General features: G+C 51.8%; 26 protein-coding genes. 12 read left to right on the forward strand and 14 right to left on the reverse strand.

All coding sequences use genetic code 11. From position 1 onward, the window contains the following. The first annotated feature begins 8 nt into the window (after positions 1–8). The 4 genes from GOC95_RS11145 (at position 9) to GOC95_RS11160 (ending at position 4983) form a co-directional block, all read left to right on the forward strand. Entirely contained in the window at positions 9–2792 is a 2784-nt protein-coding gene (locus tag GOC95_RS11145; protein WP_194747340.1) for an EAL domain-containing protein, read from the forward strand. Between the two features lie 209 nt (positions 2793–3001). Beyond that, complete coding sequence (gene aat / locus GOC95_RS11150; protein WP_275357109.1) at positions 3002–3700, forward strand: leucyl/phenylalanyl-tRNA--protein transferase; 699 nt, start codon at positions 3002–3004, stop codon at positions 3698–3700. Further along, positions 3687–4415 (forward strand): arginyltransferase, encoded by a 729-nt coding sequence (locus GOC95_RS11155; RefSeq protein WP_194747342.1) that lies wholly within the window; start codon positions 3687–3689, stop codon positions 4413–4415. The genes aat and GOC95_RS11155 overlap by 14 nt, the downstream gene beginning before the upstream one ends. Positions 4416–4431: 16 nt before the next feature. Continuing rightward, complete coding sequence (locus GOC95_RS11160) at positions 4432–4983, forward strand: hypothetical protein (protein WP_275357110.1); 552 nt, start codon at positions 4432–4434, stop codon at positions 4981–4983. A 15-nt stretch (positions 4984–4998) separates the two neighbouring features. On the opposite strand, the gene GOC95_RS11165 is transcribed toward GOC95_RS11160, so the two are convergent. The 8 genes from GOC95_RS11165 to GOC95_RS11200 all read right to left on the reverse strand — a co-directional run bounded on the left by GOC95_RS11165 (position 4999) and on the right by GOC95_RS11200 (position 13596). Continuing rightward, on the reverse strand, positions 4999–5646 hold the full coding sequence (locus GOC95_RS11165; protein WP_275357111.1) for a class II aldolase/adducin family protein: 648 nt from the start codon (positions 5644–5646) through the stop codon (positions 4999–5001). 1 nt (position 5647) lies between these two features. Then, on the reverse strand, positions 5648–6730 hold the full coding sequence (gene mtnA / locus GOC95_RS11170) for an S-methyl-5-thioribose-1-phosphate isomerase (RefSeq protein ID WP_275357112.1): 1083 nt from the start codon (positions 6728–6730) through the stop codon (positions 5648–5650). A gap of 271 nt (positions 6731–7001) precedes the next feature. Continuing rightward, positions 7002–7802, reverse strand: a complete 801-nt coding sequence (locus GOC95_RS11175) for a TatD family hydrolase (protein ID WP_275357113.1) — start codon at positions 7800–7802, stop codon at positions 7002–7004. Between the two features lie 5 nt (positions 7803–7807). Next, on the reverse strand, positions 7808–8899 hold the full coding sequence (ribD, locus tag GOC95_RS11180; protein WP_275357114.1) for a bifunctional diaminohydroxyphosphoribosylaminopyrimidine deaminase/5-amino-6-(5-phosphoribosylamino)uracil reductase RibD: 1092 nt from the start codon (positions 8897–8899) through the stop codon (positions 7808–7810). Between the two features lie 114 nt (positions 8900–9013). Then, positions 9014–9391 (reverse strand): hypothetical protein, encoded by a 378-nt coding sequence (locus GOC95_RS11185; protein ID WP_194747348.1) that lies wholly within the window; start codon positions 9389–9391, stop codon positions 9014–9016. Positions 9392–9498: 107 nt separating this feature from the next. Beyond that, entirely contained in the window at positions 9499–9948 is a 450-nt protein-coding gene (gene nrdR / locus GOC95_RS11190) for a transcriptional regulator NrdR (protein WP_194747349.1), read from the reverse strand. A 21-nt stretch (positions 9949–9969) separates the two neighbouring features. Further along, positions 9970–11217: a serine hydroxymethyltransferase gene (gene glyA, locus GOC95_RS11195; protein WP_275357115.1), complete on the reverse strand. Its 1248-nt coding sequence runs from the start codon at positions 11215–11217 to the stop codon at positions 9970–9972. 339 nt (positions 11218–11556) lie between these two features. After that, positions 11557–13596 (reverse strand): AsmA family protein, encoded by a 2040-nt coding sequence (locus tag GOC95_RS11200; protein ID WP_275357116.1) that lies wholly within the window; start codon positions 13594–13596, stop codon positions 11557–11559. A 140-nt stretch (positions 13597–13736) separates the two neighbouring features. Here GOC95_RS11200 and iscX point away from each other — a divergent pair, with 140 nt between their 5' ends. The 4 genes from iscX to GOC95_RS11220 all read left to right on the forward strand — a co-directional run bounded on the left by iscX (position 13737) and on the right by GOC95_RS11220 (position 17793). Beyond that, a complete protein-coding gene (gene iscX, locus GOC95_RS11205) occupies positions 13737–13931 on the forward strand; it encodes a Fe-S cluster assembly protein IscX (protein WP_194747352.1) in 195 nt (64 codons plus the stop codon). Next, positions 13932–15338, forward strand: a complete 1407-nt coding sequence (locus tag GOC95_RS11210) for a phosphomannomutase/phosphoglucomutase (RefSeq protein ID WP_275357117.1) — start codon at positions 13932–13934, stop codon at positions 15336–15338. Positions 15339–15349: 11 nt separating this feature from the next. Beyond that, positions 15350–15874, forward strand: coding sequence for a retropepsin-like aspartic protease (locus tag GOC95_RS11215; RefSeq protein WP_275357118.1), 525 nt, complete (start codon positions 15350–15352; stop codon positions 15872–15874). A gap of 122 nt (positions 15875–15996) precedes the next feature. Then, the gene (locus tag GOC95_RS11220; protein ID WP_275357119.1) at positions 15997–17793 is read left to right on the forward strand and encodes an AAA family ATPase; all 1797 of its coding nucleotides are present in this window, start codon (positions 15997–15999) and stop codon (positions 17791–17793) included. Between the two features lie 26 nt (positions 17794–17819). On the opposite strand, the gene GOC95_RS11225 is transcribed toward GOC95_RS11220, so the two are convergent. The 4 genes from GOC95_RS11225 to GOC95_RS11240 all read right to left on the reverse strand — a co-directional run bounded on the left by GOC95_RS11225 (position 17820) and on the right by GOC95_RS11240 (position 22198). Further along, complete coding sequence (locus tag GOC95_RS11225; protein ID WP_275357121.1) at positions 17820–18188, reverse strand: antibiotic biosynthesis monooxygenase family protein; 369 nt, start codon at positions 18186–18188, stop codon at positions 17820–17822. A 33-nt stretch (positions 18189–18221) separates the two neighbouring features. Continuing rightward, entirely contained in the window at positions 18222–19775 is a 1554-nt protein-coding gene (locus GOC95_RS11230) for a M48 family metalloprotease (RefSeq protein WP_194747562.1), read from the reverse strand. A gap of 33 nt (positions 19776–19808) precedes the next feature. Then, the gene (locus GOC95_RS11235) at positions 19809–21440 is read right to left on the reverse strand and encodes an alpha-D-glucose phosphate-specific phosphoglucomutase (RefSeq protein ID WP_275357123.1); all 1632 of its coding nucleotides are present in this window, start codon (positions 21438–21440) and stop codon (positions 19809–19811) included. 98 nt (positions 21441–21538) lie between these two features. After that, positions 21539–22198 (reverse strand): YoaK family protein, encoded by a 660-nt coding sequence (locus tag GOC95_RS11240; protein WP_275357124.1) that lies wholly within the window; start codon positions 22196–22198, stop codon positions 21539–21541. 195 nt (positions 22199–22393) lie between these two features. Here GOC95_RS11240 and pqqA point away from each other — a divergent pair, with 195 nt between their 5' ends. Beyond that, complete coding sequence (pqqA, locus tag GOC95_RS11245; protein ID WP_081624291.1) at positions 22394–22465, forward strand: pyrroloquinoline quinone precursor peptide PqqA; 72 nt, start codon at positions 22394–22396, stop codon at positions 22463–22465. A gap of 115 nt (positions 22466–22580) precedes the next feature. On the opposite strand, the gene GOC95_RS11250 is transcribed toward pqqA, so the two are convergent. Together GOC95_RS11250 and GOC95_RS11255 are read right to left on the reverse strand one after the other, a co-directional pair. Next, on the reverse strand, positions 22581–23042 hold the full coding sequence (locus GOC95_RS11250; RefSeq protein WP_275357126.1) for an RDD family protein: 462 nt from the start codon (positions 23040–23042) through the stop codon (positions 22581–22583). A 135-nt stretch (positions 23043–23177) separates the two neighbouring features. Further along, positions 23178–23993, reverse strand: a complete 816-nt coding sequence (locus tag GOC95_RS11255; RefSeq protein WP_275357127.1) for a sulfite exporter TauE/SafE family protein — start codon at positions 23991–23993, stop codon at positions 23178–23180. 114 nt (positions 23994–24107) lie between these two features. On the opposite strand from GOC95_RS11255, the gene umuD (GOC95_RS11260) reads away from it, so the two are divergent. From umuD (GOC95_RS11260) to GOC95_RS11270, 3 genes are all read left to right on the forward strand, one after another. Beyond that, positions 24108–24731 (forward strand): translesion error-prone DNA polymerase V autoproteolytic subunit, encoded by a 624-nt coding sequence (gene umuD / locus GOC95_RS11260; protein WP_275357129.1) that lies wholly within the window; start codon positions 24108–24110, stop codon positions 24729–24731. A 177-nt stretch (positions 24732–24908) separates the two neighbouring features. Next, positions 24909–25529, forward strand: coding sequence for a translesion error-prone DNA polymerase V autoproteolytic subunit (gene umuD, locus GOC95_RS11265; RefSeq protein WP_194747360.1), 621 nt, complete (start codon positions 24909–24911; stop codon positions 25527–25529). Positions 25530–25531: 2 nt separating this feature from the next. Next, positions 25532–26410 (forward strand): alpha/beta hydrolase, encoded by an 879-nt coding sequence (locus GOC95_RS11270; protein ID WP_275357130.1) that lies wholly within the window; start codon positions 25532–25534, stop codon positions 26408–26410. The last annotated feature ends 4 nt before the right edge of the window (positions 26411–26414 follow it).

The raw sequence follows: 26414 nt of genomic DNA on the forward strand, positions 1-26414 counted from the left end.
AACTCACAATGAAGCACTACACTCTTTTTAAAAAAATCCTTTTACCACTGACCAGCTTGGGGTTGCTGATCGGTCTAGTTTCTTTCGCATTTATTTTTAACGCGCATTTAAACAATATCGAAACCCAGGCTCAGGAAGAAACACAAAAACTGTCCAACCTGTTGATCACGGCGAAAACCCTGGTCAGCGAACATGTATTCTCAAGCATGGCCTTGCTCAAACAATATGGCTCGCTTGAAGGCCCGCCCAATATTAACGGCACGACCCAGATACTGGGAATGGACGTCCCAAACTTGCAATTTGGGGATACCCCTCAAACCGGCAGCACACTACTGGTCGATTCAGTGACACGCATAGGTAGCGGTACCGCCACCATTTTTGTCAAACGTGGCGGGCAGTTTCTGCGCATCTCAACCAACGTCAAAAAAGCGGATGGCACCAATGCTTTTGGCACAGAGCTGGATCCGTTTGGCAAGGCGATTGTCGCACTGCAAAAAAATCAGGCTTATTTTGGCGTGGTAGATATCCTTGGGGAATCGTATCTCTCCCGCTATGAGCCCATGCAGGATAATCACGGTAACCTGATTGGGGCCTGGTACGTCGGTTACAAGCTTGATTTTAACGCCATTGACCAGGCGATCCGGCAATGGGGATTTTTGAAAAAAGGCTTTGTTGCCATCACCGACGGACACGGCAATATCCGCTTTTTAACCAATGGACTGACACGCCTGGAGGCAGAAACCGCCCTCAAAGATAGCCAGCACCGCTGGACCAAGGTCACGCGGCAGGTGCCAGAATGGGATTTTCAAATCAATATTGTGTACCCGACCAGTGAGGCTTACTGGTCTGCACTGGGCGCGCTGTCGCCTTTGATGATCATTACCTTTATCCTGACATTGGTCGTGCTGATTGCCATTGTCAGCGGCTTGCAGCGGTTTGTGTTGAACCCCTTGGGCGGTGATCCCGAGACAGCCAAGCATTTATTGATGCGGATTGAAAGCGGCGACTTTGCCGAAGACCAAACCACGGCAGCCCCCGACAGCCTGATCGCCAACATGCTTAAAATGCGCAGACGCCTGCGTGAAATGGTGAGCCAGCTGCAGGCCAATGCCAGCCGGCTAAAGGTCTCTTCCAGCGTGTTTGACCATGCCCATGATGCAATTTTCATTACCGACACCCAGGGGCATATCATTCAGTGCAACCCCTCCTTCAGCGTAATTACAGGCTATGCACAACCTGAAGTCATGGGTAAAACTCCGCAACAACTAGGCATCGCTTATCAGCAACCAGACCTGTTCCAGTCCCTATATGACAGCCAGCATGGCTTTCAGGAGTGGCAGGGCGAGGTCTGGAACCGTCATCAACAAGGTCATGAGTATCTGGTAGAACTCGAATTGTCGCCAGTGCTCAACCAGGCGGGCGAATTTCAGCATTATGTCGGCCTCTTCTCAGACATTACGCGCGCCAAAGAGCAACAAAACATGCTTGAGCATCTGGCTTATCATGATGTGCTGACGCAACTGCCTAACCGCGTGTTGTTTTCGAGCCGATTGCAACAAGCGCTACACGAAGCAGAAAGCCAGTCGACGCTGGTGGCCATTTGTTATATTGACCTGGATGACTTCAAAATCGTCAATGACCAATACGGCCACGAATACGGTGACCGTTTGCTCATGCAACTGGCAGCCCGACTGAATGGCCTGCTCAAACCGCAAGATACCCTGGCCAGGCTCGGAGGCGATGAATTTGCCATGTTGTTGTGCGGGCTACGGACGGCCAACGAATATGCACGACTGCTCAAAAAGTTGCTGACGGCGATTGAAAAACCGTTCAAGGTAGATAAATTCAAGTTTTCCATTTCAGCCAGCATTGGCTATACGCTATACCCGATAGACCGCAATCCGCCAGACACCTTGCTACGGCATGCTGACCATGCCATGTACCATGCCAAAACGCATGGTGGGCATCAATGCCATTTGTTTGACCTGGCGTCTGCGCAGCAATCCCAGCAACAGCAAGCTTTGCTCAAGGACTTGCTGCATGGCATCCAAAACAACCATATCCGCCTGGTTTACCAACCGCAAGTCTGTATGCAGTCTGGTGAAATTTTCTGTTTTGAGGCTTTGCTGCGCTGGCAGCATCCGGTGCGCGGACTGCTCTACCCTAACGACTTCCTGACTGCGGTCGAACATACCAATCTGATTGTGGACATTGGTAACTGGGTGATAGAAGAAAGCCTGCGCCAATTGAGCGAGTGGCAAAGCCAGGGCTTGGACACACAAGTCTCCGTCAACATCGCCGCCCAGCATTTAATGCATAAACAGTTTCCGGAACGATTGGCTGACTTGTTTAAAAAGTATGCCATGATCAAGCCGCAACAGCTGCATATCGAGATCACCGAAAGTGCTGCCATCAGCGATTTTGCGCGCGTTAACCGCGTCATCCAGCAATGTCAGGCGCTGGGCGTTGCATTCTCGATTGATGATTTTGGCTCAGGCTACTCCTCGCTGATTTACTTGCGCCGCCTGCCAGTCAACATCATTAAAATTGATCAGTCCTTTATCCATAACATGTTAAGTGACCAGGAAGACATGGCGGTGATCCGTGGCGTGATTACGCTCTGCCGCGACTTCGGCCGCAAGGTGGTGGCTGAAGGCGTCGAAAAAGCTGAGCAGGCGCAGATTCTGGCCGAACTGGGCTGCGACTATGCCCAAGGGTTTGGCATCTCGCGTGGCATCCCCGGCCATAAGGTTATAGAATGGACGAGCAAGCACAATCCGTTTAAGTTCTAGTACCAAATGCAAATGCGTGCGGGTAAGGGCCTGTATCAGGCCCGCATAAAGCGTGCCTAATGCCGTATTGAATATCAGGCTGACTTTACTCATGCGTGTTAAAGGATGACTGTGCGATCACCAGACTCATCAGTATCTGGCAATCACGGAGAGCCGACTAAACCGTAATGCGATTAACTTGCGTCCCTACATCACCGCAATGACTGTTTATGCATGACAATTACTATCCTCTCCCGGGCGGGCCGGTGCGCATTCTCGCAGCAGAGACCCCATTCCCGAACTTGCAGCAGGCGTTGACAGAGCCCAACGGCCTGATCGCCATCGGCGGTAGCCTGACGCCACGACGCCTGTTGAGCGCCTACAAACAAGGGATTTTTCCATGGTTTAGTCCGGGCGAGCCTATCCTCTGGTGGAGTCCGGACCCACGCATGGTGCTGTTTCCACCAGCGCTGAAAATCAGCCGCTCCTTGCGCAAGGTCATCCAACAACAGCCGTTTGAGTTACGCATGAATACGCAGTTTACCGCCGTGATGCAGGCGTGTGCTGCTACCCCGCGTCCAGGTCAATCCGGCTCATGGATCACCGATGAAATGATTGCGGCATACGGCGAGTTGCATGCCATGGGCTACGCGCATAGTATGGAAGCCTGGCAAGATGGGCAATTAGTTGGCGGTTGTTATGGGGTCAAGATTGGCCGCATGTTTTATGGTGAAAGCATGTTTCACCATGTCAGCAATGCATCCAAAGTGGCATTTGCGCATCTGGTGCAATGGTTAATCACGCAACAAGTCGGTATGATTGATTGTCAGATGCATACACCGTTACTTGCCAGTTTTGGTGCTTATGAAATTCCCAGAGACCGGTTTATCGAAGAATTAACGCATTTAGTGCAATATGACCCTACCTAACGACGCACCTCTGCAAAAATTACAGTTTTATGTGACCACCGCTTACACCTGTGGCTATCTGCCTAAAAAGCTGGCGCAAAGCCTGATTGCCACGCCGCAGACACTGGTAGATGGCCGCGTCTATAGCGGACTGATACAGCAGGGCTTTCGCCGCAGTGGCAAGTTTGCTTACCGGCCGCATTGCGAACATTGCAATGCCTGCATTTCGGTCCGTTTGCCGGTACATGCGTTTGAAGCCACGCGTAGCCAGCAACGGGCATTTAAGAAGCATGCACCTTTACAGGCCACCATCCGTGAAGCCAGTTATGATGCAGAACACTTCGCCCTGTACCTGACCTACCAGCAACAGCGTCATCCCAGCAGTCTGGAGTCAGCCATGCCGCAAGAAGACGAAGCGACGCAATACCAGCAGTTTTTGTGTCAAAGCAATGTAGATAGCGTAATGGTCGAGTTTAGAGATGCACAGCAGCAGCTCAAGATGGTCAGCGTGATTGATATTGTCATGGATGGTCTGTCTGCGGTGTACACGTTTTATGATACGCATGACAAAGCGAGTTATGGCACCTATAGCATCCTCTGGCAAATCGAGTGGGCCAAGCAACTCGGCCTGGACTATTTGTACCTGGGCTACTGGATTGCAGACAGCCAGAAAATGGCTTACAAGCAGCAGTTCCAGCCGCAGGAAAAACTGATTGAGGGCGTATGGGTGCGTTAACCCAGCGGGGCCAGCGATGAAGACGCCTGATTCAATACGTACGCAAAGTGTCTCTGTACAGTCGCTGGCCAGGCAGTTTTGTCATGGTCAGTACGTGAATACCGTGGATGCTGCTTTATGGCGGCAAACCTTCGAGTATATCGCTCGGATTCAGGATGAATCCGGCTTTGACCAATCAAACATTGGCGCATTGTGGCGACAATATGGCGGCGATTTGCGCGCCTTGATTAAAAATGACGCGCTGGTGCTGCGCGTGCTGAAAAAATGCTTGGACGACACGCAGCATCGACCGCTGCAGGGCCTGACCCTGTATCGTGGCGAAAGCTGGTTTTTGTTTGATCAAGACCAGATTGGCTTTTGCTGGACGCCCTTGGAGGCGCTGGCCACCAGCTATGCCAAAGGACTCAATGCCGTAGAATCCGGTGGCGTTCTGCTCAAATGCTTTGCTCCCGCAGAAGCCATCCTCGCAGTACCTCAATCCGCTAGCGAGATGAAACAGAACACCTACATTTGTGACCCTGGCGCTCTATTGCGCATGACCACCCTGGCGCTATTTCCAAAACTCTAAATCCATCCGGTGTAATTAAACCGGATCACGCCATTGTCCATAGCCTTTAAATTGGGCATGGACTTCAAGCATTTGCGCAGGCGTCAGCAAGCGGAGCTCTCCGACTTGTAACAGTCGCCAGTACTGCTCACACAGGTTTTCCACTTCTACCGCCACGGCCAGTGCGTGAGATAAATCCTTGCCCAGCGCAATCATGCCATGATGTGCCAGCAAACAGGCCTTGCGCTCATGCAATGCAGCGAGCGCAACCTCAGACAGCGCCTGGGTGCCAAACAAGGCGTAGGGCGCGCAACGGATATTATCTCCACCCACGCTGGCAATCATGTAATGAAACGGCGGCACGTCGTGCCCCATGCAGGCTACCGTAGTCGCAAACATGCTGTGGCAATGCACAACCGCATTAACTTCAGACCGCGCCTGTAAAATATCCAGATGAAAACGCCATTCGCTGGAGGGGTTTTTCCCGGCTTCAGCCCGGCCTTGCCAATCCATATGTACCATGCTGTCAACATGCAGCTGTTCTGCCGGCACGCCAGAAGGCGTCACCAGAAAACCCGTTTCTAGCCGGACACTGGCGTTGCCAGAGGTGCCTTTATTCAGGCCAGTCAGGGCCATTTGCTGGGCCGTGTATAACAACTGTTGCGCAGGCGAGCGCTTGCTCATGTTAATCGCCCAGACTATGCGTTTTCAGCGCATGCAACTGGTCTGGGGCAAACACCCCATGCTCGGTAATCACCCCTGTCACCAGCCTGGCTGGCGTCACATCAAACGCCGGATTCAATGCCGGGCTTTCACGCGGAATCACCCGGACCGTCTGTATGTCTCCTGTTGCAGTCTGCCCTTGCATATAAGCCACCTCATCCGCATCACGCATTTCAATCTCGATCTCTGCGCCGCGTGCGATCTGCCAGTCTATGGTCGGCGTCGGCACCGCAGCATAAAACGGGATTTGCTGATCAAATGCTGCCAGCGCTTTTAAATAGGTGCCTATCTTGTTGCAAACATCCCCTTGACTGGTGACACGATCTGCACCGACGATGACCAAATCTACCTGACCATGCTGCATCAGATGGCCGCCAGCATTATCGGCAATCACCGTATGCGGAACTCCGTGTTGCGCCAGCTCCCAGGCGGTCAGGCTGGCACCCTGGTTGCGTGGCCGCGTTTCATCTACCCAGACATGTACTTTCAGACCTGCATCATGCGCGGCATAAATCGGCGCCAAGGCCGTCCCGCCATCCACTGTGGCCAACCACCCGGCATTGCAATGGGTCAAAATATTCACAGCCTGATTGGCACCCACCGTGGCCTTTTCAGCGATCAAGGCTTTACCGTGCTGGCCAATCGCCAGATTCTGCGCCACATCCTCATCAGCAATCGCTTGTGCCGCCAGCCAAGCGGCAGCTGCGCGTTGCGCCACAGCCAGCGGCATTAACGTCTGTTGCATGCGCTGTGCCGCCCAGGCCAGATTGACGGCTGTCGGTCGTGTGGCAATCAGCTGCTTTACCACCGCCTGCAAGTGTTCATCGCTGGCATCCTGCTGAATGCCTAACGCCACACCATAGGCTGCCGCAGCTCCAATGAGGGGTGCACCACGGACCTGCATGTGGCGGATGGCATGACATATTTGCGCCAAAGACTTTAATTCCACCGTTACAAAATCAAACGGCAATCGCGTCTGGTCAATGATATAAACAGCGTTGGCTTGTTGCCAAATGCTACGGAAATGTTGGGATTGAATGCGCATATGAGAGGCCTGGCCAAGCACCGATTAGTAATTGTAAAGTTTGTAAAACCACTTGCTTTTCTTGTAGGACAAACACCGTATTTTGCTATCCACAAAATCTGTGGATAACTTTGTGGATTGCTGTGTCTTAATTCCGTAACTTACCAATTTATAAGGACTTTTTCCAAAAGTTCATTTTTTAATCTATTTTTTTATCCAATAAAATCAATCACTTACAAAGCACCACTATAATATAGTCACTTTCGACACATTCTTAAAGTGTCACTTTAAGTCATGTGCATAAATGGGCTATTTTTGGCAAAACTTCTACAGAATTTTTACCAGTCATTTCAATGAGTTGCGAAGCTTCCAAGCCACGCATCAGGGCCATCTCTTCTGCGATCTTTTTTAATTGATCCGGCGCATTTCTTCCTTGATTCCCCAGCCAGACCGGAGGAATATCCGGCGCATCGGTCTCCAGAACCAGTGTTTCCACAGGCAATTCTGCAGCAAGCTGACGCAGTTTCAATGCGCGCGGCCAGGTCATGGCACCACCAAACCCTAATTTGAATCCCAAACTGGCAAATATCTCCGCTTGTTGCTTGCTGCCGTTGTAAGCATGTGCAATGCCCCCCGTTAACGCATGCTTGCGCAAATATTTGAGGATGGTGTCTATCGCACCTCGCACATGCAAAATCACAGGCAAATGAAACTGCCTGGCAATGCGCAACTGTCCTTCATATAGCTCTAGCTGTCTGGCCTCATGTTCGCGCGTCAGGTAAAAGTCGAGACCGATCTCTCCAATCGCCAGCAATTGATGCGCCTGAGGGCCCTCCAGCACCCTGGCGACGGTTTGCTCGAGCTGGTCCAGCGCATCCTCAGGTGCCTCAGACACATACATGGGATGCCAGCCAAGTGCGAAGCCGGCTTGAGGATGCTGCGCACACCAGGCCATAATCGGTTCAAAGCTCGCCTGCGTCACGGCCGGGATGACCACCGCACGAACGCCCTGCGCCAGGGCCGCCTGCCAGACCGGCTCACGGTCGGCATCAAACTCACGGGCATCCAGATGACAGTGGGTGTCGATCAGCATAAGAATCAGGGCTTAAGCCTGGCCTGAAGACGGATATCCTGCCCGACCTGTCGCAGATCCATGATGCCCAGCGTATGTATGTCTGCCATCTGCGTCCATGCTGGCAGGGCAAACATGCCGCGTGCCGCGTCTCCCATCAGCTTGGGTGCGTAATACAGCAATAACTCATCCACAAACCCGCTTTGCAAAAACGCCCCATTCAGCGTTGCCCCCGCCTCCACCAGTACCTCATTACAAGGCCAGGCCGTTAGTGCCTGCATGACGGCAGCAATATCCACCTGCCCCTGCACATTCGGTGCATGCAGGGTACGTACCCCCATCACTTGCAATATCTCCAGCTTGGCGGCCTCCCCGTGCGCATACGCCACCAGCGCATGGCCATCCTGCAACACCTTGGCGTCTATCGGGATGCGTAACTGGCTATCGAGAATGACGCGTAGCGGTTGGCGTGGCGTCTTCACCTCACGTACGGTGAGCGAGGCATTATCCTTTAGAATGGTAGAGATACCCGTGATCACCGCACAGCTTTGTGCACGCCAGTGATGGACATCTTGCCTTGCCTCCGGCGACGTGATCCATTGACTGACCCCATTTGCCAACGCCGTGCGGCCATCCAGACTGGCAGCGACCTTGAGACGGACATAAGGGCGTTGTTGCGTCATGCGCAGAATAAACCCGGGATTCAGCGCCTTGGCCTGCGCTTCGCAAACCCCAACCATGACAGCAATACCCTGTGCCTGCAAACGTGCAATGCCGTTGCCAGCAACCAAAGGATTCGGATCCTGCATGGCAACCACGACCCGGCTCACACCGGCATTCACCAGTGCATCGGCACAGGGAGGTGTCCGGCCAAAATGACTACAAGGTTCCAGAGTCACATATGCAGTTGCACCCCTTGTCTGCTCGCCAGCGGCGCGCAAGGCGTGCACTTCAGCATGGGGCTCCCCCGCCTTGAGGTGAGCGCCTTCTCCAACCACTTGGCCTTGTTTGACGATGACACACCCGACACGCGGATTAGGCGTGGTCGAATACAGTCCATGCGCCGCCAGGCGCAAGGCATGGGTCATCCATTGAATATCTTGAGTACTGTGTAACATAGACTAGCATCATACAAAAAAAGCCCGCCTTGCGGTGGTTTTGTATGGCGGACACCTTTGAACGGCCAGTGAATAATAAGACCACGGCCTGAATAAAGCGCGTATTAAAGAAAGCTAATGAGAGGAGATTTGACTATGGGTGAGACGTCCGTCCTGGTCAAAGTATATGCGTAAGGCATGATAGACATGCATGCACTTACCCAGATCATACTCAAGTGCATTGGCGTCCTCAAGGCTAGGCCGCCCAAGCAAGGCCATGACGGCCTCTTTTTTGGCGCCTCGAATCAGGATGTGATTTTTGAGATCGTATGCCATGTCACCGCGTCTGCACTCCTTTTGCACGGTGTTGGACAACTGCATCCAGCGGGTCTGGTCAAATTTGTCTCGACCAAACACAGCCTCATCTTTAAATGCCCACCAGGTAAAAAACACGATGGTGAGAATCACGGTGAATACCGCTAATACCACTGCAGACAGCTTGATCAGTTTCATACGCCCCCGCCTTCACATGCAACATTGATAGACCGTGCACAGGGTGAAGCAAGGCACACGGAACACATACACCAGCGCACAGAGGGTGCATCCGGCAATGGTTGTTGTCAGTTATCCAGATCGCGGATGGCGTTATGAAAGTCATCCACATCTGAAAAGCTTCGATACACCGAAGCAAAGCGGATATACGCCACCTGATCCATTTGTTTTAACTCTTGCATGACGGTTTCACCCAGCAACCGCGCAGGCACTTCGCGCGCGCCCAAACCGAGCACTTTTTGAACAATGCGGTCCAGTGCTTTATCGACATATTCAGTAGGCACTGGACGTTTGTGCAGGGCGCGTGTAAATGAGAGGCGCAATTTTTCGCGCTTGAACTCTTCGCGCGTCCCGTTTTGCTTCACCACCTGTGGCAAATGCAATTCTGCGGTTTCATAGGTGGTAAAGCGCTTGTCACACACCTGACAGCGACGGCGCCTGCGGATGGAGTTCCCTTCCTCATTGAGGCGGGAATCCACCACTTGCGTATCATCAGCACCGCAAAACGGACATTTCATGGCTGTGGATAGCCGGAAAAATTATTTACCGTACACCGGGAATTGATCGGTCAAGGCATGCACCTTAACCTTGGTGGCCGCAATCACTTCAGCGCTTTCCGGATTATCCAGCACATCGGCAATCAGATTAGCCACTTGCTCGGCTTCGGCTTCTTTAAAGCCACGCGTTGTGATCGCAGGCGAACCGATACGAATACCGGAAGTCACAAACGGGCTCTCGGGGTCGTTAGGAATCGCATTCTTGTTGACCGTAATGTGCGCTTGGCCCAGATAAGCATCTGCCGCCTTACCGGTCAAGCCTTTAGGACGCAGGTCTACCAGGAACACATGAGACTCGGTACGGCCGGAGATAATACGCAAACCACGCGCAGCCAACGTGCTGGCCATGATGCTGGCGTTCTTCAATACCTGTTCCTGATACGCTTTGAAGTCTGGCTGTGCCGCTTCGAGGAAAGCCGTCGCCTTACCGGCAATGACGTGCATCAACGGACCGCCTTGCAAGCTTGGGAACACGTTGGAGTTTAGTGATTTTTCAAACTCGGCCTTGGCCATGATGATACCGCCACGTGGACCACGTAAGGTCTTGTGCGTGGTTGAAGTCACAAAGTCAGCATGGGGCACCGGATTAGGATACACACCCGCTGCAATCAAACCAGAATAGTGCGCCATATCGACCATGAAATAAGCACCGACTTTTTTGGCGATTTCGGCCATACGCGCCCAGTCAAAACGCAAGGCATACGCAGAAGCACCCCCAATCAACAACTTTGGTTTGCACTCCACCGCAATACGCTCCATCTCATCGTAGTCTATCTCTTCTTTATCGTTTAAACCGTAAGGCACTATATTAAACAACTTGCCGGACAGGTTAGCCGGAGAACCATGTGTGAGGTGCCCGCCGTGACCCAGATTCATGCCCATCACGGTATCGCCTGGTTTCAGGATGGAGAAATACACGGCCTGATTCGCCTGTGAGCCAGAATGTGGCTGCACGTTGGCATACTCAGCCCCATACAAGGCTTTCAGTCGGTCAATCGCCAGCTGTTCAACCTGGTCAACAAACTCACAGCCACCGTAAAAGCGTTTGCCTGGATAACCTTCAGCATACTTGTTCGTCAATTGCGAGCCTTGGGCTTCCATCACCGCTGGACTGGTGTAGTTTTCTGAAGCAATCAACTCGATATGCTGATGCTGACGCTCCACTTCGGAAGAAATCATTTGGGCCAAGGCCGGGTCTGCAACGCTTAAGTTTCTTGAAAAGCTAAACATGACGATCAAGTTTCCGTATCACAAAAATAAAGCGCGATTTTAGCATGAGGCGACCTCAGCATCCATCTTTAGCGATGCGCTCATTGAGCGCCTATCACTTTAAGTCGTGGTGTAATCCAGACACAAAGCGCACCAATACAGTGCAAACATGACCAACCTGATTGAAACAACATGCACCAAAAAATAGAATTAAATACTTAAGCAATTGATTTAAATTATCTTTTTAAATCTGGCACAACTTATGCTTAATAAGATCCGTAAGCGTATATCTCCAAAATCGCTCCCTAAACCCAACTTCGGTTGGGTTCTTTTTTTCAGGGGATGCTGTCTTGTCTTGACTCAATGTTGACGCATTTTTAGTTGCTGCAAGGTCTGCTGGCAGCCTACATCCGTGGTTGCACTTTGATCGCCCGGATCGAGAAATGGCAGGATGGCGGCAAACGGATTGATCAATGCCAGTAATATGCCGCCAGCGACCCGTGCGGCAATCGGCCCCGGGCTGATCGAAACCTGGGGGTCCACAAAAGGCCCTGTCACCAGAATAGGCGAGCGCACGGTTAACGGCGAAAAGTTTTTAGGCCTGGCCTGGAGTTTAAGGTTAAGCTGCTCCTGACCCAAATCGACGGCACCATTGACCGTGACGGTCGTCACAGGCGTATCAATCACGGCTGCCTCTGGCGTCAAAACACCCTCTTTGGCCCGCCAGCCCATCGCGGCGCAATGCATGGGCAAGGGCTGATCGCCCTTGATCATGACACCGACCGCTTGGGCAATGTCTAATCCAGCCGCCTCAATCAACAAGTGAGACATTTCCCCCTGACGCACCATCAGGGCGAGCTGACCATCCAGCGAGCGCAATAATTCGGCGGTTGAGCGGCCATGCCCCTGTAGCTTGGCACGCCCATTCAATTTACCGCTCACATAAGCTGGCGCCGGCTGTTGGCTGGTTTCCTTGGCTGCGTCACTGGTCGATTTTTTATCCGCCTTTGGCGAGACTTTTAGCCACTGTTCCAAACGGATATCATGCACCGCCAGCGCAATCTCCCAATCCGGGGCGGCGGGTGGCGACAAGTCGGCGTTTTGTGCATCATGTGCATCAATCGATAGCTCGCCTGAGAGCGAGCCTTGAGCCGTACTGGCCTCCAGCTCTGCCAGACTTAACTTGTGTTTTTGCAAGCGCAAGCGCAATTTAAGCGGTGCAATACGCTGCCTGAAGGCCGATCCTAAATCGACCGCATCAATATGCACATCGATATCTGCATTCATGCGGCCATAGGTCGTAAAATCCAGCGAGGTATTTGGAAACAATTTGCCTGGATGCGGGTTGCTTGTCGATGAAGTCGCTGCAGCGCCAAAGGCGGGCGCCAAATCCGCCAACATCAATAAAGACCCTTGCAGTTTGCCAGTCAACATCGGCGTTTCTGGGGCAAGATCATATACAAACTGTCCCGCCAGCTGACTGTTGCCAATGTGTGCAGACGCGACATTCACAGCCCACTGCGTCGCGTTTTTTTCAACCGCCGCCTTGATTTTGAAATGCGGCGTCCTAGGGAATGTCAGGCTCAGCAAGTCCCCGACATCGGCCAGCGATGAACCTTTTACCTCTACCTGCCCCTTGACACGCTGGACACCCAACACATCATATACGGCACCGCGGAACGTGGCATGCACGGCACCATACGTTAACCATCCTTGTGAGTTAACTGGCGGTGAGTCCTGCCCCTGAGTGGCAATTGGTAAAAAGCCTTGCGTCACCAATGCGGCTTGCAAGGGCAAACGACGGAACTGACCATCCACTTTGATTTGCGATTCCGGCGTTTTAAGATGGGCGCCCTCTTCGGTATAAAACTTGACGTTCAGTTGCGCATCCGTAACGGCATCGGCAAGCTTGGCTTGCCCCTCATTAACGGCCAGTTGCTCAATGATGGGAAACGGACGGGGCGGACTGCCGTCATCCAGCTCAAAATCCCAACTGGCCTCTTGGTTGGCACGGCGGATCATGTAAGCATTTAAACGGTCCGCGCGAATCGACGCAATGCGATAAGGATCGCGTGCTTTGAGTGACCACAGGTCGCGGTAGCGCAACGCCAGCGACAAGCCATGCGCTTCAACAAAATAAGGCGCGTCAAAGCCTGCGGGCGCGGCAATTCTCAATCCGCCTACTTGCAACCGGATGCCACCCAGCAATTGCAAATGGAAAGGACGGTCTATGATCACGGCCCGTTGCAACTGATTTTGCAACGCGGTTTGCAGGGGTTGGCGCAAAAAAGGCCAGCCCAGCATTTCGCAGACCATGACTACAAAGACAAGCACAAGTAGCATGCCCCCCAGCCAGCGTGCAACCAGGGGAGCGCGGGGTGTTTTATCAATATCACTCATAACCCGTTATGATGCCGCGTGCAGCTCAGGCTGACCAGTGCCCCACGTCTGACAGCGCTGTAGGTGGATTCTGGCAAATCCGGCACCTACTGTCAGTTATAATGAGCCCATCTCACTCATATCGACAGGAGCCCACCACCATGAAATGGACTGACAGCCAGCGTATCGCTGAAGAGCTGTATGATCAATTCCCCGAGATTGACCCCAAAACCATCCGCTTTACCGACCTCATGCAATGGGTGATGGATTTGGAGGACTTTGATGATGAGCCCTCCCGCTGCGGCGAAAAAATCCTGGAGGCGATTCAACTGGCCTGGATAGAAGAAGCCGAATAAATGATTCCATTGCTGCCAGCGTCGATTTTCAAAGCCTACGACATCCGTGGCATTGTCGGCGACACATTGACAGAAGAGATTGTGCAGCAGATTGGCCTGGCGCTGGGCTCTTTGGCACAAGCACGCGGCGAGCAGAGTGTCTGCGTGGGCTATGATGGCCGCTTATCCAGCCCGGCACTGGCCACTTCCTTGAGTGCAGGGCTGATGCAAACGGGCGTCAATGTGCTGAATCTGGGCATGATCACTACGCCCATGCTGTATTTTGCAACGCATTACCTTGCCCAAACGCACAGTGGCGTCATGATCACCGGCAGCCATAACCCACCGCAATACAATGGCCTCAAAATGGTGATTGCGGGCGAGACGCTCAGTAGCGAAGCCATCCAGGCCCTCAAGCACAGCATCATGCAGCAGCAGTTTTACCAGCCCGACCAAGCTGGCAATCAAACCAGCTACGATATTTATCCAGCCTATCAGGCAGCCATTGTGTCGGATATCCAGCTCGCACGCCCCATGCGAGTGGTCATCGACTGCGGCAACGGTGTCGCCGGAGCCTACGCGCCCGCCATCTTCCAGGCATTAGGCTGCGAGGTCGAGCCACTGTTTTGTGAGGTCGATGGTCACTTCCCCAACCACCACCCAGACCCGGTGGAAGCCAAAAACTTGCAGGACGTCATCCACGCCTTGCAAGGCGGCACCGCCGAAATCGGGATCGCGTTTGATGGCGATGGCGACCGTCTGGGCGTGGTCACCCGATCCGGGCAAATCATCCGCAGCGACCGCCAGCTCATGTTGTTTGTAGAGGATATACTCAGCCAGCAACCAGGCAGCCAAGTGGTGTTTGATGTCAAATCCAGCCGCTATCTCGCGCCCTGGATACGAAAACATGGGGGCAAACCGGTGATCTGGAAAACCGGCCACTCGCTGATGAAAGCCAAAATCAAGGAAACGGGTGCCGCCATTGGCGGTGAGCTCTCGGGTCATTTGTTTTTTAATGACTGTGTCGCGGGTACCCCGCGCTGGTTTGGCTTTGATGATGGCTTGTATAGCGCGGCACGCCTGCTCGAACTGGTGAGCCGCAGCCCCGATGCCAACGCCGTGCTAGAAGCCCTGCCAGACAGCCTCAATACGCCAGAACTGCAAATCGCCATGCAAGAAGGCGAGCCGCATGCCTTGATCGCGCAACTGCAACAAGCCGCGCAATTTCCGGGCGCAGTAGAAGTGATCACCATCGATGGCTTGCGCGTTGAATATGCCGATGGCTTTGGTTTGATTCGCGCCTCAAACACCACGCCCGTGTTGACCTTGCGCTTTGAGGCGGATGACAACGCGGCCTTAACCCGCATTCAACAGACATTCAAACAACTGCTACTCAGCACTCACCCAGACTTGAAAATCCCTTTTTGAGTCTCCATTGAATGAGCATGCGACATGCCACTCAAAAAAACCATCTCCGCGGGCGCAGCCTGCTTTACACCCTGCTCTGGCTGGGGCTGGCTGCACTGATCTGGTTTCTGGTAGACCGCGTACAACACCCCAACACCCTGGAACAACTCGGCCAGCAAAACGTGGTGACGCTCAAGCGCGGCACCGACGGCCATTACAGTGCCGAAGCCCTCATTAATGGCGAACGGGTACGCGTTCTGGTGGATACCGGAGCCACCGGCGTCGCCATCTCACAAAATGTGGCAGACCGTTTGGGTCTGGTCAGCCATGACGCGATTAGCACCCACACCGCTAACGGCACGGCGGTCGCTTATTTGGTCAGGCTTAAAACCGTGCAACTGGGTGGCGTCGTCGCCCATGATGTCGCCGCGACGATTTCGCCTGGACTGGAAGGCGATGCCCTGCTCGGCATGAGCTTTTTAGGCAGAATGGATGTGCGGTTGTATCATGGAGTGATGACAATAAAGGAGGGAGAAATCGGTCACCACAAAAACTAAAACAAGATCATTGACTGCGTGAGCCTCAAAGAATACTTTTTAAAGTTGTGGATTTTTTTTAATTCGCTTTAAAATTAAACAGGCAAGAAACTAATCCTGTTAAAAATTATCGGCGGAAATAAATGCTAAAAATAAATAAATTGCTGATCAAAAACTTCCGATCAATAGAAACAGCCAGTATTGATTGTAATAATATTACTGTTTTTGTTGGTCAAAACGACGCTGGAAAATCAAATATACTAAGAGCACTGAATCTATTTTTTAATGGTCGGACTGATCATGCTTTAGCTTTTGATTTCAATCGAGACTACAATATTTTTTCACCTCCTAAAGCGAATAAAGCTAAAGAGATTATAGTCGAGCTAACAATACAACTACCTGACACCTATATTAAACCCACTTTACCTAAAGAAATAGTTTGGCGTAAGGCATGGAGAGCAACAGGGCTACACTCTGATGAGTTCAGATATATTAACAAACAAGAGTTCCCTGCTCGTAGCCGGATTCCTTTATTGTTAAATAGAGTGGTTTTTAATTATATTCCTGCAATCAAAGATAAAAGCTTGTTCGCTGACTTGCAAGGGCAAGTTTATGATGTTTTGCAAACGGTAGCTGAAGCTACCCTCAGGAAATCCGCATCATCATTCGAAGGTGAAATACAAGGACATTTGAAAGATCTTTTAACATCGGTTACAGATGCTTTTCACTCTGCAAGCGATATGCGCCTCCCAGAAAATTTAAGACAGATATTTGAAAATCTTGAATTTAATTCAAATGGGATACCCCTCTCTAGAAGGGGCGATGGTATCAAAATCAGGCACATACCGATGATTCTAAGATTTATTGCCGAAAAACGGAATTCAATACATAAACAAGGCAACTGCTATCACATATGGGGATTTGAAGAACCTGAAAACAATGTTGAAATGGCGGCCTGCTTTGAATTGGCAAATCAATTTGTAGAAGCCTCAAAAGAGGACTTCCAAATATTCATTACTACTCACTCTCCTGTTTTCTACGGCTTGATGGAGTCACAGCCACACTCAGTTAAAGCATTTAACGTCATTAAAAGTAATAGTTTTTCAATAGCATCCGAATTAAATAAGGACTTAGCAGACCATGAAATGGGGCTTATGCAAATTGTTTCACCTTTTGTGATCAAAGAAAGAGAAAGTTGGGTTTCTAAAAAAGGTGAACTTGAGCAAGAAATAATTCGATTAAATAAAGAAAAAGTAGACGATAAACTGTTACCTCATATATTTGTAGAGGGAAACACTGATGTCAAAGTTATTACTAAAGCCATTGATGTGTTTTTTCCAAATTTAGCAAAAAAAGTAAAGATAATTTCTGGAGGTATGGATGCTTATGGCAGCTCTCAGGCTGCAGCTAGCAGAGCAATTGCATGGCAGCTTATTCAACAACACAATCATAATGCTGTCAAAGGCTGGCTAATTTTGGATGATGATTCTAACGGTCAAGATGCCAAGAAAAGATTTGAAGATAATGTTAAAGAAAAGACCAAGCATATAAAATCAAGCTATTGGAAAGTATCAAATAAACCTTTTGGGGTAGATGCCGGATTTAAATTGCCAATCGATTTAGAGTACCTCTACTCAAATGAAGTTTGGGAGATAGCGGAGAATAGTAATTGGTTAGAAAAACTATCCAACGTACACTCGAGACTATCTGCTTCAAAAGAGAAAAAGATTTTCGAATTAGCCACGAATGGGGAGCAGATAGATTTATTTGGGGGAATAGATCCGTCCACACAGCGACGCATTAAATATCAATTTACTGATGAAGGTAAAGTCAAGGCTGCTGATTGGATTAAAAAGTCTGAACCAACATTAGCGAAGAAATATTTAGCCGATTTCGAAGAGAACCTAAAGGTTATTTTCGAGTATTTTGACTTAGCATAAATCTAATTGGGAGCTAAATCGCAGGCTTAGGATAATTTCCTATAGCCATACTCCAGTACAAACCACTGCGGATTCATCCCGGCCAGAGGCCCTTTTAACTTGGCCAGTTCTGTTTCTGTCCCATGCACTTCAATCCGCACCAGCTTAGACACTTCACCCATCTCGTGCAAAATCGGCCGCAGGTTTTCGATGTGCGCCAACAGCGCTTCTGCATTGGTGAACCCTTCGCGGCAATGGGCCAGGTCACCGTGAAAGCTAAAGCCGTAATACAGGCAACCAGGCTCACGGGATGACCAACTCACATATTTTTCGCAAATCGCCCGAAAGGCAGAAGCCTGGCCAGGCTGGATTTCAAAGTAGGGAGAGACGGAGACACAGGAATCGGTAGTGGCCATAGGATGAAACCAAATGATTGAATAATCGCGTGATTAATTGGCGAGTTCGGCGCCTTCAACCACGACCCGGAAAAACTGCAAATCGGCCTGGTCGATGATGCGGACACCGGTGGCCACTGAACCGCGCCGGCCCGGTGCAATGCCGCCCGTAATTAACATCGAACGCGTCTGGTTAACCATGCGGCCACGGCTGTCGTATTGCAGCATACGCACTTGCACGCGCCCCACCGGCACATTGCTGTTATTTTGCACGGCAGCGTAAACCATGCCGGTATCATCAGCCAGCGGACCAGCAGGCAAATAGCGGCCAGGGTTGCGTGGCAAATCGAGTCGCATGGCTCTTGCCGCAGCCTCTTTGCCGATTTCGGAATCTGAACTTGCCGCCAGTTGATAATGCTGCAACGCCAGGGCGGTTTCGCCACGCCCTTCAGCAATCTGCCCAAGCAAGGCATAGCCTGGCGCCGTTGGTAACAAGGCGTTGGCTTTTTTCAAAAAGGATTCCGCCTGCTCTTTTTTACCGGCATTAAACAGGGCAATGCCACTTTGCACATAGGGCTTGAAGTAGTCCGGTTGCATCTGGATGGCTTTGTCGTAAAACGCCAGCGCTTCGGTAGTATTTTTCTTGGTGAGGGCAATATCCCCCAGCAGCTCCTCGAAACGCGCTTCGCGCGGCTCAATGCTGATGGCTTTTTTCGCCAAAGTTTTTGCTTTTTCGGTATCGCCTTTTTGCAAGGCCTCTTTGCCTTCATCGTAGGCTTTATAAGCCTCGCGCGTCGCCATTAGTTTGGCGACTTTTTGTGCATAAATCTCTTTCCCCATCTCACCGCCAGTGCCCAGCTCAGCCAAGGTTTTTTCGTTGAGATCGACACGCTCTTGCGAAGGCGGGTGGCTGGCAAACAAGCCGGACAGAAAATCCTGCCGTTTGCCCTGACTGAGCCGGACAAAGGTCTCTTGCAGCGTCACCGCCGCAGCAGGGTCATAACCGGCAAGCTTCATATACTTCATGCCATAGTGATCTGCCTCGGACTCAGCCTCACGGCCATATTTGCTCGTGATCAGTTGCCCGCCCAATTGCGCGCCACCGACCACCAGATTGGCATAATTGGAGTCACGCGTGGCCAGGCCCACCGCCAGCATGGCCCCTTGCATAAAGATGCCACGCTCCATGCCTTTGGCACCATGCCTGGCCGCCGCGTGCACAATTTCATGGCCCAACACAGCCGCCAGTTCAGCTTCGCTGTGCAATTCGTATAACAGGCCCCGGTTAAACGCAATTTTGCCACCCGGCATGGCCCAGGCATTGGGCACTGAGTCATTGAGCACCACAAACTCATAGGGCAAATCCGGGCGGTCAGACACCGCGGCTAACCGCTGGCCGACTTGCTGCACATAGCGTGTCAGCTCAGGGTCCAGCGTGTAGTCGCCGCCTTGCGATTGACGCGCCGGGCTATAATTTTGCTGGCCAATCTGGATTTCCTTGTCTTGCGAGACAAACTGAAACTCCCGCTCTTTGGTTACCGGATTCACCCCGCAAGCCAGCAGGCCTGCAGATACAATCAGCGGACAAAGAATGCTTTTTTTGATCATGATCACGCTACGGCTTCCCTGTGCACGCTTTGCTTAAGTAATCACCGTAGGTTGCTGTCTACCAGTCAGCTGTGGCAACTGCGAAATCTGATGCGAGACCGTAATCAGTTCTGCCAATGCTTCCTGGGCATCAAGCTGTTGCTGAGCCGGGTCTTGCGTAAAGGCCTCCAGATAAACGCGGATGGTGGCGCCTTCAGTGCCGGTGCCGGATAAACGGATCACCACCCGTGAGCCGCAGGCAAACAGAATGCGCAAGCCCTGGCCAGTGCTGACAGAGCCATCGACAGGGTCGGTATAACTGAAGTCATCCACGGTGTTCACGGTGTAGCTGCCAAACACCTGACCAGGCAAGCTGGCAAACTGGGCCTTGATATGTGCCATGACAGCATTGGCCTGCTCAGTGGGCACGCCTTCGTAGTCATGGCGAGAATACACATTGCGGCCATAGGTTTGCCAATGTTTGCGCACCAGTGACTCAACGCTCTCACCCGTGGCGGCCAGCAGATTCAACCAGCACAACACCGCCCACAAGCCATCTTTTTCGCGGACATGGTCACTGCCGGTACCAAAGCTTTCTTCACCACACAAGGTCACGCGGCCAGCATCCATCAGGTTGCCAAAAAACTTCCAGCCGGTGGGCGTTTCGTAACAAGCGATGCCCAATTTGGCGGCCACGCGGTCTACGGCACCACTGGTTGGCATCGAACGGGCGACGCCAGACAAGCCTTTGGCATAAGCAGGAATCAACTTGGCATTGGCGGCAATCAGGGCCAGGCTGTCAGACGGCGTGACAAAAAAGTGATTGCCCAGAATCATGTTGCGATCCCCGTCGCCATCAGACGCCGCCGCAAAATCCGGGGCCTGTGCGCCATACGCCACTTTGACCAGGTCTTCGGCATAGGTCAGGTTAGGGTCCGGATGGCCGCCCCCAAAGTTTTCGGAGACTTCGCAATTCATGAGGCTGTCTGCAGACGCGCCTAGGCGGTTACCTAAAATCGCCTTGGCATACGGCCCGGTCACGGCATGCATGGCGTCAAACGTCAGCCGATGCCCCTCGGCCAGCCAGCGCTTGATGGCAGCAAAATCAAACATGCTTTCCATCAGGTCAGCATAGTCACTGACCGCGTCTATCACTTCAACCACGAAGCCATCCAGGGTGGTGACACCGATGCTGGAGAGATCCACCTCTGGCAAGTCGGCCAGTTTGTATTGGCTGATTTGTTTGCTGTTGGCAAAAATGGCATCGGTGATTTTTTCCGGTGCCGGCCCGCCATTGCTGGTGTTGTATTTGATGCCAAAATCGTCATCCGGCCCGCCTGGATTATGACTGGCAGAAAGAATAATGCCGCCAAAAGTCTGGTATTTGCGGATCAGATGAGAAGCCGCCGGTGTAGACAGAATACCGTGTTGGCCGACCAGCACTTTACCAAAGCCGTTGGCAGCCGCCATTTTGATAATGATCTGGATCGCTTCTTTATTAAAGTAGCGGCCATCCCCGCCCAGCGTCAAGGTCGCATTGGCAGGAATCTCCAGCGTATCAAAAATACTTTGCACAAAGTTTTGCAGGTAGTGTGGCTGTTGAAACACACGCACTTTTTTGCGCAAGCCAGAGGTCCCGGGTTTTTGATCAGAAAAAGCTTGTGTAGCGACAGTTTGAATCGACATGATATGGGCTTCGTGAAATGTAAAAAAATCTAAGCTTGATTGTATTACAAATTGATGGCAGTTTTGTGTGCGGCGGGATTTCTCCTTCTCCGCATGATTCAGGCTGCGCGATGACGCAGACTAAAATACAGCAGCGACAACGCGGCCACATGGCCCACCGGCAACCACAAGGCATTAAAATGCCAGCGCATAAAGCTGCAGGCGCCCAATACCCCGCCACAAACAAACCCGCCTATCAGCAACAAATACAGTGTGAGTCGGCGCTTATCCACGGCCTGGCCGCGCAAGCGCAAGCCGAGTGCAATGCCGATATCGGTAAACAGGCCCGAGACATGCGTGGTGCGCACCACGGCGCCACTATAGGTGCTGGTCATGGCATTTTGCAAGCCACAGGCCGCCGAGGCCAGCCACTGTCCGCTGTGCCAGCCCGTATTCAACAGCAGGATAGCAGTGGCCAACAAGCCGGCCTCCAGCCATAACGCCCAATGATACTGGTGCCCGAGCTTGAGTGCCTCATGCCCGATGATGACACCACTGAGCATGGCGCCCAGCAAGAAAAACAGCATCACGCAGAGCAGGTGCAAGGCCTGCAACCCGTCGCCCTGCATGATTTCAATGGAGAAAAAAGTCGAAATCCCGGTGAGATGCGACACCGCCTGATGCCTGAAGCCCAACACCCCCACCGCATTAATAAAGCCGGCGTTCAATGCCATTAAAAAGCCGCCCCACTCTACCCAGCGTGGCAATCGCTGCATCATATAGACCTCGAATCCTGCATAGACCAGACAGCCTTATTCTACGCCGAGTGAGCGACCTGATTATAAAAACTACGTAAAATCATGAGCCGTTTTTACGGATTCGCTTCAGGCCTGGATTGAAACACCCGCGTATAGTGAGAGTCATACAAATACATCAATCATGATGCATTTAAACAAACACTTAAGGAGACGATTATGTGGACTAAACCAGCTGCAACTGAAATGCGTTTTGGCTTTGAAGTAACAATGTACGTCATGAACAAATAATCAGCGCTTGTCTTAATCACAAGTGAGCTGAACAAAAAACCGCCGGAGTCCGGCGGTTTTTTTATGACGGGTAAGTTCGCAGATATCCACGGTCTTTCACCCGAAAAACAATATGCTAGCGCTCAAAGGTGACCGGTTCCGGATGCCTGTTTTTCTGACGCACCACAACGGTTCCCGCAAGTTTGTCATGCCATCCTTGCTTTCGACGGTCGAAAGCCACCCACAGAATCCCCAGTCCCAGCGGAAGACCCGCAAGAAAATAGGACAGATAACGGCCGATGGATTGCCCTGTGGTTAAACTCTGTCCAGTTCTTGCATCGACTACTTTTGCTGAAATAGCCATTTTTCCCGGTGTCGCCTGCTTTGTCAGCCAGAAAATGATCACCGCCACGGCAGGAAACAACCACGACATGATGAAATCCATCGGGCCTTGCAGCATCTTTTGACTGGACCAGTAGGACTCGCCATATAAGGCGGTCAGGATTGGCCAGATAATCACACCCAACAAGACCGTATCAATGAGCGAAGCCCCGACACGCGCCCAAAAACCAACATACTCCAGTTCATCGACCTGCATGTATTCCCCCTGATAATGATGATTGAATGTTGAGCGATGGCTAGCCTGCTGACCAACATTATAGCGGCCAAAACGGTACGGATAACCACGGACGGCTGCAAACTGAATGGTGGATCTCGCGAGGCAAAAGATGTTTCAGGACAGTTGTGACCATACCAGATTCAGACTCACACCGATCAAAAAAACGGCGAAAATGCGCTTCAAGACCTTGACCGGAAGTCGTCTCGTTAGGGCGACACCCATTGGTGCAAAGAGCATGCTAAAAGGCGTCAACAGTATCACCGCGGGTAAATACAGCAGGCCAAACGTTTCTGGCGCATGTGCGGTTTGCCGCCAGGCATCTTGCAAATAACTGGCTGTGCTGGCCAGTGCAATCGGAAAACCCAATACCGCCGAGGTCCCAATCGCCTGCTTCACCGACACATTGCGCATGGCTAAATAAGGCACCGTCAAGGTTCCGCCGCCAATCGACACCAGCGCAGACACACCGCCTATCAGCAATGACACCAGGCCAATCTCAACCTTGCCTGGCACTTTATGCTGGGTCGGTTTGCGATCCAGAAATAATTGCACCGCCGCAAAAAAAGTAAAGGCGGCAAAAAACAGCGTCAAATACCTGGCATCCAGATGAATCACCACCAACGTCGCCAGCAACGACCCCACAAACGCCATCGGCACCATGGCCCACACATAGGGCCAGACAATATTCTGGTTTTTATGATGCGCCAAAATGCTGGAAAGCGAGGTAAACACGATGCAAGCCATCGAGGTCGCCAGCGCCATATGAAACGCCGTGTCGGCTGCAAAGCCTTTGGCGACCAAAATGGCATGCAGCATGGGTACCAGCACAATGCCGCCACCAATCCCGAGCAAGCCAGACAAGACACCGACAATCACGCCCATCAGGCAAAACACAGCATATTGTTCAAAAAAAACGGTTAACCAGTCCATAGCAGTTTTTTGAATGATCAGGCCGCACAGTATACCTTCTGAGATTATTTTTTCTTTTGCATCCCTCCTGTTTTGTTTAACTGTCCACGCACTAATTTTTGTTACAATAATCAAATGAACGAGATGGTTGATCAAAAAACAGGAGGCAAGCGCCCCGGTGCCGGTCGCAAACCGGGCTCTGGCTTATATCAGGAAGCGACAACGGGCATGCGGATGCCTGCCAGCCAACAGGCCGCCATTCGCCAACTGCTGGCCAGCTATGGCCGCAAACAGCGGCAACCATCACCGGACAGCCTGGATAGCCCGCAATCTTTTGCGCAACCGGCGCGCGATACGTCAGGCATTGCCTTACCTTTATTTCAGTCCAAAGTGGCGGCAGGCTTCCCCTCGCCTGCGGATGATCATATCGAACAACGGCTGGACCCCAACGAATACCTGATCGATCAGGCAGACACTACATTTTTTGTCACCATACAAGGCGAATCCATGATTGAGGTGGGCCTCATGCCTGGCGATAAAGCCGTGGTGGATAAAAACAAACAGGCGGTGATGGGCGATATTGTGCTGGCGATGATTGATGGCGAATTCACCATCAAAACCCTGTCCAGGCAAAAAAATGGCAAACCACAACTGTTACCTGCCAATGCCTCAGGCAAGTACCGCCCGATTCTGATCGAAGACGACATGCAGTTTGAAATCTGGGGCGTCGTCATTGGCTCATTCAGGCGCTTCAGATAAGTACCTGCAGATCCGTCAAAAAACCCATTCCTGATTAGTCACACATCCGGGCACACTGTGCCCACCGACAACTGTTTGCTGTGACCCCCTAGCCAGGGTGCACTCGTTTTTTCATCACACTTAAAAAAATCTTGATTATTGTTACAATAACACTTGATTGCTGTTACAATAATTTCCATGAACGATGAAGACAATACACACGGCGGCAAAAGAGCGGGCGCCGGGCGCAAGTCAGGCACAGGCACCTACCGGGAAGAAACCTCGGTCATGCGCGTGCCTAACAGCCAAAAGCCGGTCATCAGCGACTTTCTGGAGGCCTACGCGAAAAAACAGCGGTTGGCGCAGCTGAAAGACCATCTTGATCGCATTGAAGAATTTACACAGTTATCGGCTGAGCTTGACCAGGTCAGTTTGCCGCTGTTTGAGTCCAAAGTGCCCGCCGGATTACCGTCCCCTGCTGACGACCATGTCGATGCACGCATGGACCCGAATGCCTATCTGATCAACAAGGCCGACAAAACCTTCTTTGTCACGATACAAGGCGAATCCATGATTGAGGTGGGCCTCATGCCTGGCGATAAAGCCGTGATTGAAAAAGACAAGGTGCCCGCTGTGGGCGATATTGTGCTGGCCATGATTGATGGCGAATTTACGGTCAAAACCCTGGCCAAACAAAAAGATGGTATGCCCAAGTTATTACCCGCTAATTCATCAGGAAGATACGCACCTATCCTGATCTCGCAACACATGCAGTTTGAAATCTGGGGCGTGGTGACTGGTTCTTTTAGAAAGTTTTAATCATGGCACGTCAAAATACCCCTGCTTCTCACTGGACAGATGGCGTTTGCAGAGCAAACGGTATCAATATTCACTACCTGCGCACTGGCGGCAACAAACCGACCATCATTGCCTTGCACGGCCTGGCCGGCAACAGCGTATGCTGGTCACCCATCGCCCGTGCGCTGGAGCAACACTATGACATCATCATGCCGGATGCGCGCGGCCATGGCCAATCCAGTGCACCCCTGCATGGCTACACCTATCAAGACCACGCCAATGATGTCATTGAGCTGATCCGCACGCTGGGCATCAAATCGCCTTACCTGCTCGGCCACTCCATGGGGGGCATGACCGCGGCCATGGTCGCCAGCAGACTCGGCCTGGCGATCAATGGCGTGATCTTGGCAGACCCGACCTTTCTGAGTGCAGAGTGGCCGCATGAGGTCTATCACCGCCAGCTGGTTGAGCAACATCAACAGATGTTGACTTCCAGCAAGGAAGCGTTATTTAAAGCAGACAAGGCGAAACACCGTTTTCGCGCCTCGGCCATTATCGAGCACCTGATAGAAGCCAGACTGCAAACCAGCCTGCAAGCATTTGATGTTCTGATTCCACCGAATCCAGAGTTTGATGAACTGATCCGCAATATTTATGTGCCCACCTTAATGCTGCTTGGTAGCGAAGGCGTGGTCTCGGCGGAAACGGCGCGCGCCTTGCACCGCATCAATCCTGATCTGCAATACAAGGTCATTCAGGATGCAGGGCACGGGCTGCCATACGATGAACCCACCCGTTTGGCGGCAGCGATTCATGCCTTCCTCAAACCAAAAACCGCCGCCAAACCGCGCCTGCAGGCGACACCGGGCATGTTCTCCATGCGCGCAGCCTACGCCTATTAATCAA

The organism is Methylophilus sp. YYY-1, assembly GCF_029132825.1.
In the GTDB taxonomy this organism is placed as follows: Bacteria; Pseudomonadota; Gammaproteobacteria; order Burkholderiales; family Methylophilaceae; genus Methylophilus; species Methylophilus glucosoxydans.